The organism is Verrucomicrobium sp. BvORR034 (assembly GCF_000739635.1).
Lineage (GTDB): Bacteria > Verrucomicrobiota > Verrucomicrobiia > Verrucomicrobiales > Verrucomicrobiaceae > Verrucomicrobium.
Window position 1 is genome coordinate 1 of record NZ_BATQ01000067.1, and the last position, 14,563, is coordinate 14,563.

Annotated in this window: 7 protein-coding genes; 5 read left to right on the forward strand and 2 right to left on the reverse strand. The window is 54.8% G+C overall.

The window, feature by feature from the left end; genetic code table 11:
- Window positions 1-41: 41 nt before the first annotated feature.
- The 3 genes from BV034_RS11930 to BV034_RS35970 all read left to right on the forward strand — a co-directional run bounded on the left by BV034_RS11930 (window position 42) and on the right by BV034_RS35970 (window position 7,423).
- Window positions 42-5,873 carry an RHS repeat-associated core domain-containing protein gene (locus BV034_RS11930; protein WP_265592901.1) on the forward strand — a complete coding sequence of 1,944 codons (5,832 nt, stop codon included), beginning with the start codon at window positions 42-44 and terminating at the stop codon, window positions 5,871-5,873.
- Window positions 5,874-6,389 (forward strand): hypothetical protein, encoded by a 516-nt coding sequence (locus BV034_RS11935; RefSeq protein ID WP_050027241.1) that lies wholly within the window; start codon window positions 5,874-5,876, stop codon window positions 6,387-6,389. It begins immediately after the preceding gene.
- A 647-nt stretch (window positions 6,390-7,036) separates the two neighbouring features.
- A complete protein-coding gene (locus BV034_RS35970) occupies window positions 7,037-7,423 on the forward strand; it encodes a hypothetical protein (RefSeq protein ID WP_265592902.1) in 387 nt (128 codons plus the stop codon).
- Between the two features lie 11 nt (window positions 7,424-7,434).
- On the opposite strand, the gene BV034_RS11945 is transcribed toward BV034_RS35970, so the two are convergent.
- Entirely contained in the window at window positions 7,435-9,228 is a 1,794-nt protein-coding gene (locus BV034_RS11945) for a glycosyltransferase family 25 protein (RefSeq protein ID WP_265592903.1), read from the reverse strand.
- A 498-nt stretch (window positions 9,229-9,726) separates the two neighbouring features.
- On the opposite strand from BV034_RS11945, the gene BV034_RS11950 reads away from it, so the two are divergent.
- Complete coding sequence (locus tag BV034_RS11950; protein WP_265592904.1) at window positions 9,727-10,779, forward strand: hypothetical protein; 1,053 nt, start codon at window positions 9,727-9,729, stop codon at window positions 10,777-10,779.
- A gap of 23 nt (window positions 10,780-10,802) precedes the next feature.
- Here the strand turns inward: BV034_RS11950 and BV034_RS11955 are convergent, their stop codons facing one another.
- Entirely contained in the window at window positions 10,803-12,143 is a 1,341-nt protein-coding gene (locus BV034_RS11955; protein ID WP_050027245.1) for a hypothetical protein, read from the reverse strand.
- A 143-nt stretch (window positions 12,144-12,286) separates the two neighbouring features.
- Between BV034_RS11955 and BV034_RS11960 the strand changes: the two genes are divergently transcribed.
- Window positions 12,287-13,690: a DUF1552 domain-containing protein gene (locus tag BV034_RS11960; protein WP_050027246.1), complete on the forward strand. Its 1,404-nt coding sequence runs from the start codon at window positions 12,287-12,289 to the stop codon at window positions 13,688-13,690.
- Window positions 13,691-14,563 lie beyond the last annotated feature (873 nt).

The window sequence follows — 14,563 nt, forward strand, 5'->3', positions numbered from 1 at the left end:
GCTTGACTGCCTTCCTTTCGCCAGCTTTGGCGGAGGATGAAATGAAAGTGACCATTCATGTCAAGACTGACTCCGGGAACTCACTCTATCCCGGGACGACTGCGGAGTGGACTAGTGCCAAAGTGACTCTCAATGGGAAGGAGCTAAATGCCTTGGCGGACGAGGTTGGTGATATTGAGCTTGTCATGGGGAAAGCCTACACACTTGCGTTTAGCGGGGAGTACACTGGCACTGTTGACAATGGTATTCCCAACAGTCTTCCTTCAATTACTTGTCGAATCGAGACCTGTCACGTGGTCAATCTGGATGGAGTTATTGTTAAAAGGCTTCTCGGGGAAAATGTGAGGGTAATGACCTCAAAATCCGATCTTGGTTGGTATCCCAAGAGCACCTATATCTTGAAGATCGCAAAGCCTGATTCTTCTGAAGACAACGATTTGGGAAGCTCCACGTCAGGGAGCAACAAAAGCTCCGAAAGCAGCTGCTGCGGTGGTTCTGGTGGCGGGGGGGCGGGTCCGCCTACATCTTCTGAAGCTGTAAAGGTCCCTGAAGCGACTTTTCAATTTGGAGCTGGCAGAGAGGGTTCAGGCAAGAGTCTCGGCCACTTGTTCCTTATTAAACCACTGGATTCAGCCGGTACGCTCAGTCGCCAAGATTTTGATGTAAATTCGCTGGACTCGACCATTGAGACTCCCATTGCGGATGGCGGCGGTCTCCGGCAGATCCGCGTGCACGAAGGGCTGATTGACATTGTCGACGACAGTGGAGGCATCGTCCTGAAGTTTTACTCAAACTCAAATGTTGGGTCGAAAGATGGTGGTCTGTACACTACCACGGGGGCCGCATTTGTGAAGCATCGGTTGGAGGTGGGCATGAATACGGTCGCAGGAAGTGGAATTCTGCATAGCACAACCAGAAATGGTGCTACTTCGACGGAAGGGTTCTACGGCTCCGGCAACACCGTCGGTTCCATCATGCGCACAGTGCATCTTGATGGGCGTATCAGTGAAACCATGAACGTGCTGGATGTGGATCCGCTTGATGATTCCATCTGGACGAGGACCGTGGAGAGTCGCGAATTGGTCGTTGACAACAGCGTGGAAGTTGAAACTTCGTACATCCGGCGGGAGTATGCCTCCCGTCCGTGGGGCGAAGTGTTGGAGCGCACGATTTCTGATCCTAGCGGAGCCAATCTGATCACAGAGTATGCCTACTATGAGGACGAGATCAATGACGGAGCTGCCTATCGCAAACTGAAGTATGTGATTCAGCCGGACAGTTCGTGGACGAAGAGGGCTTACGGTAGCACAGGTGGGTTGATCAAGACCTATCGCCCCTGGAAAGACCTGCCGGCGCATCCGGATGACGCCACAGACTCAAATTGTCAATACACGGAGATCGTTTCTGCTAGCAGTACCCGGAACTTCATTCTCGGAGTCCAGACTTCCAGATCTCAGACAATGTACAACTGGGGGAGCGAATTTGATGGGGAGCAGTCGTGGGACTTTAACATCGTTGAGAACTGGAGGTATCACGGGGGTGGCTTTGCGGGGTTGTCCACCAGCAGTGCCTATGTGTACCTGACGCAGTTCTATCGATCCGTGGCGGCCGATGGGACGGCGACGCGATATGTTGAAACGAAGGGGAACTTCAACGAAAGTACCGGTGTTTTTACGGAAAGCAGCGGTGGGGCGTACACTCGCAGTGTGAGCACGCAAGGCACCGTGACGGATGCTCCTGGCATTGCCAATAAAACCCGGCGAACGATCACAATCTCAGATGCCAAAGGGCCGCGTCGAAAGGAGGAGCAGGTCTACACAGGTGCCGACTATGAAAGGGTGAGTGCGACAACCTACGAATATGAAACAGGTTTGAGTCGGCGCTTACTTTCTGTCAGTCAGGATGGGGATGTGACGTCCAGTATTGTCTACACGAGTGCGACTGAGACCGCAGAGACAGACGCCTACGGTGTCACTACCAACAATACCTACGATGCTAGTGGAGAACTGCTTAGCGCGGTGAAAGTGGGTATTGGAGCGGGGGTTGACTATCAAGCCCAAGCCGACATCACCACAAGCCATGCCAATGATGTGCTAACCAGCACCACTACAATTACGGCCGGGGGCCTGACTCTCACGAGCAGTCAAACGTCTGACAAAGTTGGGCGAATGGTATCCCAGACAGATGAGCAAGGGCGTGTCACCACTTATGCCTTCACCAGCGGCGGTCGTGTGACCACGGAAACAGGTCCAGGGGGAGTCACCCGAATCACGACGAACTATCTCGATGGTCAGTTGAAGAGCGTCACCGGTACAGGAGTCATTCCTGAGTTTCATGACTACACGCTGGATGGCAGTGCAAATGTGGTGCACACTGTCTACTATGGTACTGGGGACAATGTCACGGCACGTTGGCGCAAGACTGTGACCAATGGGCTGGGTCAACTTCTGGAGGAATCTTCGCCGGGCCCTAATGGCAATCCCATCGTCACTCAGCACACCTACAATGTACTGGGTCAGCGCATCAAGACCGTGCGTACAGGTTATGCGGATACGATCTATGTGTATGATGATCTCGGTGGGCTGATCAGGCAGGGGCAGGATTTGAACAACAATGGCAGTTTGGACTTGGTGTCGGCGGATCCAGTATCCGAGGTAGACACCTATTTTGAAAAAGACGTCAACAACGATTGGTGGCAAGTTAGTATCAATCGCCGCTATTTGAAGGATGATGACAATGGCGATGTCGCCGTTAGCCTGAGTAGGCAGAAGCTGGGTGCTGGTGTCGAATCAGTCGTGGAGAGCGTGAGCCACACTGGCGTCACGGCTGTCGGCACGACTGGTGTTGATCGTGCTAACAAGTCAACCGTAACCAGCGTTAGCAGTTCCACCTCGAATCTGTCTGCGGTGACGACGAGAGTTAATGGTCTTGTAGTCAAGAATAGTACGTTTACGGTAAGCAAACCCGTATTGTATCGCTACGACTCACTCGGTAGGCAGATTGAGATGCTGGACCCACGCACAGACATAGCCATCGTTAACGTGTACGACAGTGTTGGGCAGGTGACCAGTGTCACCAATGGCGAGGGTGATGTCACAACCTACGCGTACTATGGGAGCGCTCATGCCAACGCAGGCATGCTGGCGAGCCAGACCAACGACGAAGGGGAAGTCATCCGGTATGCCTATGACCATCTTGGCAGGCTGACGCATCAGTGGGGGGGCGGGAGCAGCCCATTGGCTTACAGCTACAACCTCACCGGTGAAATGGTTCAGCTCAAAACGTATCGTGCGTCAGGCGACTGGACGAGTAGTTCACTCCCTTCCTCATTCCTTTCGGCGTCTCCTGCGGTCACAGCTTGGACCTATCACGCAGCGAGCGGGCTGCTTAGCTCCAAAACGGATGCTGCATCCAAGGCCGTCTCCTACAGCTACTATGACAGCGGTTTGTTGGCATCGCGCACGTGGGCGCGCGGGGTGGTGACCAGCTATGGGTACGACAATGCGGGGCGCATGAACAGCGTGGACTATTCTGACGCCACCCCGGACGTCACCTATTCCTACCGGCGAGATGGGCAAGTGGTCAATACCACAGATGGCCAGGCTCAGGCGGGCGGTGGCGTCAACGGGCATGAGTTTTCCTATCAGGCTGATACCGGCTTGCAGGTATTTGACAATCTTTTCAATGACCAACGCATCTCCAGGACCTATGATGGGCAGGGGCGGCTCACACAGTTCAGGGCTGACTACAACGCCGATCTGTTTATGACGGTGAACTACACCTATGATCCCAGTTCTCGCCTGGCTACGGTGAGTGAGGGCGATCAGGTCGCTGAGTATGGCTATGTCCCCAACAGTGACCTCCTCCAGAGCGTGACATTGAAAAACAGTGGCACCACCCGACTCACTGGAACGCGCAGCTACGATGATGTCGGACGTATCGGGTCAATCACCTGGGTGAACGCAGCTACTCAGACCGTGTCTTCTCACGCATACACCCATGATGGAGCCGGGCGCAGATTGCGCGCTACACTTGCTGATGGTGCCTACTGGGCCTATACTTACAATGACAAGGGTGAGGTTGTTGCCGCTGTCAAGAAAGACGCTCTTGATGCAGTGTACCCTGGTTTGAGTCTGGGTTATACGTTTGATGAAATTGGCAATCGCCTTACTGCCAGCGTGGACGCGGAGGGCGGTGGTAATCGGACACAGAGCTACGCCGGTAATGAACTCAACCAATACACAGGGATCAGCCATCCTTCCACCTTCGATGTCACGGGCTCTGCCCTAAGTGCCGCAATAGTGAAGGTGAACACCCTTAGCGCGCAGCGGCAAGGTGAATACTTCCGCAAACAACTGCCCACCGCGAACAGCACGCAGCCAGTATGGGAGCCCGTGGAATTGGAAGTACGACTGCCAGGGGCCGGTGTCGGAGGGGGGGATATCGTTACCCAGCGGCAGGGCAACTACTATGTCCCGAGTGCTGTAGAAACCCTGAGCTATGATTTGGATGGTAATCTACTAGGCGATGGGCGCTGGAACTATACCTGGGATGGAGAGAATCGCCTTGTCTCGATGGAAACCACCAACGTGGCAGAGGTTGCAGGCGCGCCTAAGAAACGAATTCGCTATGTCTACGATGGCAGTCATCGGCGCTATTTGAAAGCCGAGGACAGTTGGAACGGTAGCGGTTGGGTAGAGTTGGCATACGTGTATTTCATCTATGATGGTTGGAATCTCATTGCGGAAATTAAACATAGATCTGGTGAAGCCGGGACCCGTGAGTTCTATGTGTGGGGTATGGATGTTTCGCAGGCAGACCAGGGGGCTGGTGGGGTGGGTGGCTTGTTATGGCGGAATCACGTCACGGGGGACTATCCTGTATTCTCAACACAGTACAGTCACTATGCGACCTATGATGGGAACGGCAATACAACTGCACTGGTGAATGCGGCCGGCGGACAGGACGAGGCGCGCTATGAGTACGACGCTTTTGGGCGAATCACATTGATAGAAGGGAGGGCCGTGGCTTATGAGAATCCGATTCGTTATAGCACGAAGTATCAGGACCATGAGACGGATCTCTTGTATTACGGTCATCGCTATTACGATGTTGTTCGAGGTCGGTGGACGTCTAGAGATCCGCTTGGAGAAAGTGGGTCATTGAATTTGAATGCAATGTGTCGGAATGATCTACTAAATAGGTATGATCTACTTGGGTTGTTTGAAGGGCCGAGAACGATTGATCCGGGAACGGCTGGTCGTGCAGTGGCTTCAAGAACTGCAGTGGCTTCAAGAGCATTGCCAGCCGTTGCCGGGGTGGCGTGCGCAGATGGTCCGTTGCCTTTTGCAGATGCGCTTGTGTTAGGTTCAGCATATGGACTTACCGTCTACTATCTAGCAATCCAGGTGACGGAGCCTCTGATCTATTCTGCAATACCTGATCCCAAGGGGCTTCCTTCGGCCCCATCTCCACAGCCAAAGATCACTAGAGTTCCGACAAAACCGGGCAATCTTCCCAAGGTGAAAGACGAAAAGTGGGACAGGTGCAATGAACGGTACAAGCTGTACAAGAAACTTGAGAAGGATTTTGTTCAGGGAGCGAGGCAAACGAATAAGTTGCTGGATGATGCGAATAATCGTCGATTGACTGATTTTGACCCGCTTTGTAGAATGCTTGCTGATCAATTGTCTAAGCTTGAGAAGGCGCTGGATGGAAGAGATGCCTACAAAAACGACAACTGTGACGAATTTGATTGGTATAATGAAGGGTCGAGTGAAGCTGAAAGGGCAGCGAAGCATCAAACGGCTATTGATGGTTTGACAAAAGCTGTAAATAACCTCAAAAAGAGTCTTGAGAGGTTTTGCAATTAGATGAAAAATGACGGCACCGAGTTTGAGGATCTTGCAACCAAGCTAAAGTTGGCCTGGCGAGAGTTGAGCGTTCCCTCTGTGGAGGATGTCCGTGGTTTGGAGTACGAATTTGGGGACTATTTTATGAAGTGCTTTGCGGGCCTATCGGTTGACATGATTGATCGTAAGGAGGTGACTTGCCTAGCGGGAATGGCGCTTGTGTTTATGAAGCCCAATGCCTCTGCCTACTATCTTTGCGTATATTTGATTTTTATTGTGGAAACGCTTCCCACTAAGATCAAAGGAGGGTTGGCTCTTGATTTTTTCATATTCGCGCAAACGTACATTGCGCTCGGGGATGAGAGGTTTGTGACCGATGTTTGTGTGAAGTTTCTTCCGAAGAAACATCTTAAATTAGTAGTGGAATTTATAGATATCTCGTTGAGTTATTGCGATGAGTTAGGTCTTGACTTGGAAGATGTTCGTAGACTGAATTCGAGTTGTGATATTTTGAGGCTGGTTATCAATAGAGAGTAACAATTGACAACGGTGTAAATAGGCCATCTTCCTGCAAAACTACAAGGAAGGTTCGTTGTGGGCATGTTGCCAGAAGTGTTGGTCGATTGACCAACGGGCAGGGCCGCCGGTTGACTTCCGGATAGTTTGAGAAGAGTGAACCTCTCGGATTTTAGTCACGTAGTTCGGAGGCTTTGAGTGCAAGGATCCTTGCCGTTGAATTCTATCAAAATATGGAGGCCAAGATGTTGCCGCACAATGTGCCCCAATCTGAAAATGCCAGATTTCCAACATCATCCATTCTGCTATACGGGCTGGTCCACCGCAGCCTTCGGCACACAGTCAAATCTCTGAGGGATCATGTCATAGCGCCGTTGCTCGTTCGAGGGCCAGTGCGGCTTTACTTTCACTCGTGGGACACAGCCCGTCTGCATAATCCTAGAGCAAGTGAGGATGCGGAGATCGATGTGCGGGAGATTGCACGCCTACTGCCAGAAGCGCGTGGTGGAGTTGATTCAGAGGCCGAGTTTGACTGCTCGGTGAATTGGAAAAGACTCGGGGCATGCAATTACAGTGAATTCCGCCAATCGACGTCGGGAGGCAAGGTGACGTTTCGCAATATCGTCCGGACACTGGAGTCGTTAGAGCGTGTGTGGCGATTGTTTAACATGATTGACGATAGCGACAGAGGTCTAGTGATCGCGACGCGGGCTGACATTCGATTCATGCAGCCATTGCCGCTAAATTCACTGCGCGATGGCTGCATTGGCATCCCAAACTTTCATGGTTGGGGTGGGGTCAATGACCGCTTCGCTATTGGCTCACGGCAACAGATGGGGATCTATTGTCAAAGGCGCAGGTTCTACGAGGAGTCACTGGACCAGTCGCATCTCAGAAATCCCGAATCTGTGCTGGCAGCCTGGTTGGAAGAGAATCATGTACCCATCCAGTTGATGGACTTTAACTTCCAACGTATACGCGCCGATGGTCAAGTAGCATCGAGGGACCTCGAAATAGGCTCTGGACTCAACGGCGTCAATCGTGCTATCAGCTAGAACTACGTGATCTACGTGCTGGCATCCTCCTTGCGAGATGCAAAGTATTCTGCGACGGTCTGCCGGAGCTTGGCGGTGACATTGGGGCGCCATTGGAGCAATTGTTTGGCATCGCGCGAAAGGTGTTGGGTCGGCTCAAAGACGTGCTGGACAAGCAGGCGATCTCGTGAGCCATACTGTCGACGGTGCACATGGCCATGAGGCAGGGACCTGATGTGAACGCCTTGATTGAAGCCGATCTTCATCTGTACAGCTTTCGACCATCGGGTTGCCCAGTCTAGTTTGTTTGTTTGATAGTCGGCTGATTGCGCGAGAGGGGGGAAGATCGAATCTGTCTTCAAGTAGTCGTGGAAGATGGCATTCCACATGATTTTGTCGCTGCCGCCTACAATGGCGTGATCATAAAGGTGGGCTGAGTTCCAGACTTCCCGGTGCATTGCCCAACCAAAGCCTGTAGTCGCACATCGCAGCGGATGCTGAGAGTGGGCGATCCACGAGGCTGCCGCACCATATTCCCTCTGATGGCCCCGATCTGGGAATGTGGTGTTCACTGTCTCAAATGCCTGGCATAGTCGTTTGGTCTGGAGTTCCTCCAAGAGGCGTTCTTGCCAACTCGTGGACTCGAAGATAATGTCGGCATCCAACCAGCCGAGGTGGGCAAAGCCCTGATCATGCAGCAGTTTGAGCCCATGGTTCAGGAGTGCTTCCTTTTGCCAACAGACAGTGTTGGTTCGTAGCCGGATCAGGTTGGGTGTATCATCTGGCAACTGCCAATCATCGTCGTTGAAGGCAAGCTCGACTATGAGAAGATTGGTCTCCCGTATGGCGTCACGAAAACGCAAGAAATTTTCCAGTCTGGAGCGGTAGTGACAGGGATTGAACCAACTGGTGGCAAATGCAAGAGGTAGACTGCTGGGAAAGCAAAAGGCTGAGGCGTGGGATAAGGTGGAGGAAGTTGATGGCTCCTGTTTGCTGCCTTCTGCGTGTGTGATGCAGCGCAGCCTCTGCTGCTTCACGGAGGGGAGTAACTCATCGGACTGAAACAGTGGTCGATGGGGAGTATAGCAGTTGATCAGGCGATCTTCATTGTCAGATGGATCTGTGCTTGCCGTAGGATGCAGAGTTTGCCAAATTTGTTGTCGACTCGACGGGTTGGCATGGAATCGCGCAAATGTCATGAGTTGCACGTCGCACTCGAAGTGTAGAGGTCGCCAGGCTTGCAGCATCTTGCGTGCGCCGGAAGGAGTGACTAGATAGGCTTCCAAGCCATAGCCTCCTGTGACGGTGCGCCATTGGACTGAGGTGTGGTGCGTCGTCTCCACTGACATCGAAGTCGAAATACCCAAGACGCGATCATGCAGAAACAGGAGTTCGGCGTCCGCAGGCACCGTGATTTGCAGCGCTTCGGAGGTCAAGGATAGCAGCCACTCTGCTGGCCGGGCATCGTCTTCAAGAATCAGCGCCCATTGGCCTTGCTCATCTAAGGGCAGTTCGTGAAGAAAAGTTGTAAGGGCCCGCTGGTGACTGAGGCATAGGGCGGTGCGTACTGGATCAAGGGTGGGCTCACCCGTGAGATGTCCTTCGCGGCGCAGCTGATCGAGTGCTGAGGCGTTCCACTGCAAAGGGGGGGCGGGTTCTGAAAAGTCGCTTCCATCTATGGCAGGGATACGTTGAATATTTTTGCTGCCGCACACGTTCGATACACGGCGAAAGCATTGTGCCCAGCGTTCTCGTGATTCCTCCAGATTGATGATGTAGACGGGTATGTCTGTGAGAGATAGGGAAGGGCATTTTTGCATAAGCATGCACACTTTCATGTCTTGACGTGCCTATAGAAACACCGCTGTGGAAGTGACACGAATGGCACCTATTTAAGGCGTTTTCGAGCAAAGATCAAGCACCCGGGACGTATCGACTCAGTCGTTCAACACATGCCGCATCCGGCTTCTAGCCAAAATCTCGAAATGCAACAGCACTTGCCAATGGTGGTCAAAAGCAGGCTGTTGCCCTCTTCTCGTCCGTTCGTGGTGCTTTGCAACTACTGACCCAGGCCTGCACACTCATTGATACAACGCTCCTCCCGATCTCACGGGAGGTTCTTGTGCGGGGATCTTGACTAACAGTACGAGTCTTGAGTAATTCCGAGCGTCGGCTAAGATTGGTTCTTTGGCAGTTTCGGCAACGAGGCAAGACAGAACTGGCATCGTTTTTTTGATGAACAAGACAGTTTTGAGAGTGCGAGTCCATCTTTTGCGAAGCGACTTCTGGAATAGGTGTCCTTTTCTGTAAAGGTGAGGCTAATCATGAACGCAGCATCTAGCGAAAGTAGCTCATCGGGAGGACCAGGTCCTTGGACCCGTGAGTATCCTTTACACGACGGACTGCCGATGGGCCAGGGTGTTGTTGAATCAGCCCAGCTGCCCTCACAAGCTGAAAATGACTTGCACGTGTGTGTGATCGATGGGGATCTTTGGGTGCACTGTACAGGGTTGACCAGTCAGCTCGCTGGTGGTGTTTGGGTGCACGGGATTGCATTTGCGGCCCGCATGCAGCCGGGCAATCTCCATGGTGTGCTGGGGGCTGGATGGATCCTGTCAGATATTCCTTTTCTCGTTGTAGCGATGAATCCAGACGGGAACTTGGCTTTAGGTGTTGTAGGAGGCGGCGTGTCAGTGTCGTGGTTCAATTTGGGTGCGGGAGGTGGCTGGCTGGCTGGAACTGGTTCACAGGGAGGGTTGCATGACGATTTGGTGACGCGCTCTTTTCAGTTCACTCTAGGGGACAGCTATGGCTACACCTTTCATAGCTTCGATGATGAACTGCCGAGGCAAGTTCGTGGCAGGCTCAAGGAACTCACTGACCATGGGCAAAGAGCTGCCAAAGTTGCCTACGGCGATCATGATGAAGTATCCCGGGTAGCATGGCTCGACAGTAGAGGGACGACTGAAGTGCAATACGACTATGAAAGGTGTTTCGCGGGGACACCGAGGCTGGTCGCAGTGACCCTTACGGAGAATGGGGGGCTAGTCCGCAGGGTGCGATATGGGTACTCGGCGCTGGTTGCTTTGAATCAGGTGCGGCAAAACTTTCTGGAAACTTGGACGGGCACTGAGTGGGCGTTGATGCGTTTGATTTCTTTTGCCTACGGCCCACACAGTGCCGAGCCCAAGTGTGTTTCTCAGCTTCGCGAAATCTCTATTTATCTGCCTAGAGAGGGCGTTGACGCCGCCGTCCAAGAGGCTGAGGAGGTCGGAAAGTACAGAATTCAGTATGACCGTTCAGGTAGGGTGAAATCGATCAGGCACGCCGGGTTAGGTTCTCCGCCCGTCTTTTTGGCTGGGCGCAGCCCTACCTAAGTCGTGATGAACAAGGCAAGTCGCTAGGGAGCGGTACTCCCTGCCTCTAGCCAGAGCAGGATGGGCCGTTCACCCACCTTGAGGGCCCCTGAAGCTTCAGGCGCAGCGGTGGCGGGTGATTCATCCTTGGCGAGCGGCATGCGTTCCTGGCGGAGCACTTTTTTGCCGGCGAGATCCAGAGTCAGAGAGTGATCTTCTTTGGTAGGATGCCAGGCAGCCCAGATGATGGGATCGCCCGCTTTCTCAGGTGCGAACTCAAACACATAGCCGTCGTCGAGCGACTTTTTGACCGCCTTGGTGAAGCGGTAGTTCTCCAGTGAGCGGAGCATCCACGCCACCGCATGATAGGCTGGCTTGGGCTGGTAGTGTCGGGTGAGGCCGGAGGCGGCGTGCAGCTTGGCTTCGTCCTCGTCGTTGAAGAAGTAAACGAAGGCCTTGTCCACACCCATCTCGGCAAAGAGGAAGAAGGAGCGCACCAGCCAGCGGGCTTGTTCTTCGTCAGTGCTGTCCTGCCATTTGGCCCACTCACCCTTGGGGTCCGGGGTCTTGCTGCTGGCGTCCCAGCCAAACTCCGTGACCCACACGGGCTTGCCCGAGGCGTGAGCATTGCGCCAGTCGATCAGATCCTGGATGGCGCTCAGGTAAGGCACCTTAGGGTTCTCCGGGTAGGTGCGACGCCAGACCGGCCACTGCTCGGCGATGGCATAGCGGTGAATCTGCAGCACATCGTAGTGGCTGCCGAGATTCCGGAAGAGCTCCGCGCCCTTCCAGTAGCGATCGCTCTTGCCTCCCTCGACATTGCAGGTGGCGATTTTCATCTTGGGGTTGCCCTCCCGGATGCCCTTGGTCATGGCCTTGAAGAGCGTGATGTAGGTGGCGTCGTCGTACAGCCCCGGCTCATTCCCAATCTCCACCGTCTCCACATAGGGCCACTTTCCGCCCGGACCGAAGTTTTCGGCAAAGCTGCGCGCGTAGGCCTCCGCGTCCTTGGCGAGGTCTTTCCACGTCGTGACCTTCATGTTGTCGAAGATGAGGCAGACGTTGATCTTCAGCCCCGCAGCGTGCCAGGAGCCGTACACCTTTTCCCAAGACACGCGGTTCTTGGCAAAGGGCCACTCGGGCAGGGTGCTGGTGTCGTCCTTCAGGTCCCACTCCACGGGGTGGTAGTCCCGTACCACCCGGCAGACGGGTTGGTAGAGGTCGGGCTTGAAGTTCACCGTGTGGCCGTTCAGTCCGACAAACTCCCGGAAAAGGGGGGCGGGTTCCTTCGCCTGAGCGGGGGCAACGGAGAGGGTGGTGAAGGCCGCCAGAGCAGCCAGCAGGGCGACGGACGGGCGGGGTGCCCGGGGGAGGGAGAGCTTCATGCGATGTGAGTGAGGAAGAAGCGTAGCGGCCCATCAGGCAAATGGCGATGATCTGGGCACACCCGCTGCTACGTTGCGAATTGAGACTTTTTCGCAGTCACCTCCGCAACATTCGTCCTTCAAGGCACGTAGTTTCTCAGTCCATGCCGAGTTTCATCATCCCCCGTGAACCGCTTTCTCGCCGTCAGGTGCTTCGTGGCCTTGGCGCTACCATTGCGCTGCCTTTCCTGAATGCCATGGTGCCCACGGCTCGGGCGGCAGCGGCCACCGCTGGAAAACCTCCGGTGCGGATGGCGTTCATCTTTATGCCCAACGGCGTGCGCCAGGATCGCTGGACACCGGAAGGCGAAGGGGTTGATTTCAAACTTTCGCCCATCCTCCAGCCGATTGATCGCCATCGGGGCGATATCAACATCCTCACGCACCTCGGTCACGAGAACTGCGAGGGCGGCGACGGGCACTACGCGAAGACGGCCAACTGGCTGACTGGGACGAAGATCGCCAAGACCACGGGCAAGGACCTGCACTGCGGCGTGAGCGTGGACCAGGCCTTTGCCCAGCAATTCGGGCACGAGACGCGGTTCTCCTCCCTGGAGCTGGGCACGGAGCCCATCCATACCGGCGTGGACTTCAACGTGAACTACACGATGCTGTATGGTTCACACATCGCCTGGCGCACGCCGACCTCGCCGCTGCCGCCGGAGATCAATCCGCGTTTTGTCTTTGATCGTCTCTTCCGCGAGAACGCCCAGCAGCGCCGTGCCTCGGCGCTGGAGAACAAGAGCGTGCTGGATTTGGTGCTCTCTGATGCCAAGACGCTGCGTTCCAAGGTGGGAACGGAGGATCAACAGAAGCTGGATCAGTATCTGGAAAGCATCCGTTCTGTGGAGCAACGCATCGAGGCGGACATCGCCCGCGTGGCCACGGGTGAAAACCTCGACCCCGGCTTGCAGGGGGAGATCAAAAATCTGGACGAGCGCATCAGCAAGATCATGGCGGGGAACAACGCCGACCCTGGCGGTCGTCTGCGGCTGGATCACACGGAGCACTCCCGCCTGATGATGGACCTCATCACGCTGGCCTTCTGGAGCGACAGCACCCGCGCCAGCACCTTCATGTTTGGCTGGGCGGTGAGCGGCAAGAACTTCTCATTCCTGCCCGGCGTGACCCAGAGTCACCACGAGCTGTCCCACCATGAGAACCGCCAGGAGAAGCTCGACCAGTACGAGAAGATCAACACCTGGCACGTGGACCAGTTTTCCTACATGCTGGACCGCATGAAGTCCATCAAGGAGGGCGAGGGGACGCTGCTGGACAACAGCATGGTCCTGTTTGGCTCCAGCCTGCGGGATGGCAATTCCCACAACCCCAACAACCTGCCCCTCATTCTGGCGGGCAAGGGCGGCGGGAAGCTGGCGACGGGACGTCACCTGATGAATCCGAAGGACACGCCCATGTGCAATCTGTTCCTCAGCATGCTGCAGACGGCTGGCATGAAGACGGAGCGGTTTGGCGACAGCAAGGAGCCGTTGAAGGGGTTGGTGTAGGCCGCTGCGGGGGAGACACTAGACTGGAAGACTTGAGGTGATGACGTGATTTAGGAGGTGGGTTCGAGGAAATGGGAGGTATGTTGCGGAGGATGTCAAGGAGCGGCGATTTGTGCTTTGAGCACCAATCGCCGAGCTGAAGCAGAGCGGGTCACCTGGCCCAGGAAGTAGAGGCCATCTCTGGCATCCCTTCAGGATGCAGGGTTCTTTTTGCCTTTCCCAGGGGTAAGGGCTCGTTTAACTCGCCTGACCCCTGGCTACCGTCTGGGATGCCTTCGGCATGGAGATGAAGCGATTTTGTTGGCGGAGAGCTGGGTTGCGGATGCCGTGTCGAGGACCGTGCGAGTGTGACGGGGGACTGTAGGGCAAGCGCTCCGCTTGCCGCAAGTGTCTCCTGATTGGGCCAACCGAGGGGGCGCCAAACAGGTGGGGATTTATGAAACGACACGCGTTCGGCTGGGTTGCACACCTTGGGCGGAAGACTCTGTGTAGTGCGAAGAGTGGTTTTGGAGTGACAGGGCGCTGAGGTGCTGATGCGTGTGCGAGGACCGTGCCAGTGCGACTCGGCCCCTGCCGGACTGCAGGCCCGACGTCATTCTGGGATGCTCATCATAGGCAGGTTTGATGAGGCCGGGCCTTCAGCCCTCAAGGGTTAATGGGTCATCCATTCCTTGGGCGTTGCCCAAGGCTCCTATGAGGCGGGTCAATTGGTTTGTGAGGTGACTTGCGGTTTTCTTCGGCGTTGCTGCTCTTTGAGGGTGGAGGGTTCGTCGTGATTCTTTCTGTCGTCTGATCCTTGATGCAGCTCGGTCTACGACACGCGCTGTTGAGCAGCTTTACTCCTGCTCTCATGCTCCTATCCGCACAGGCCCT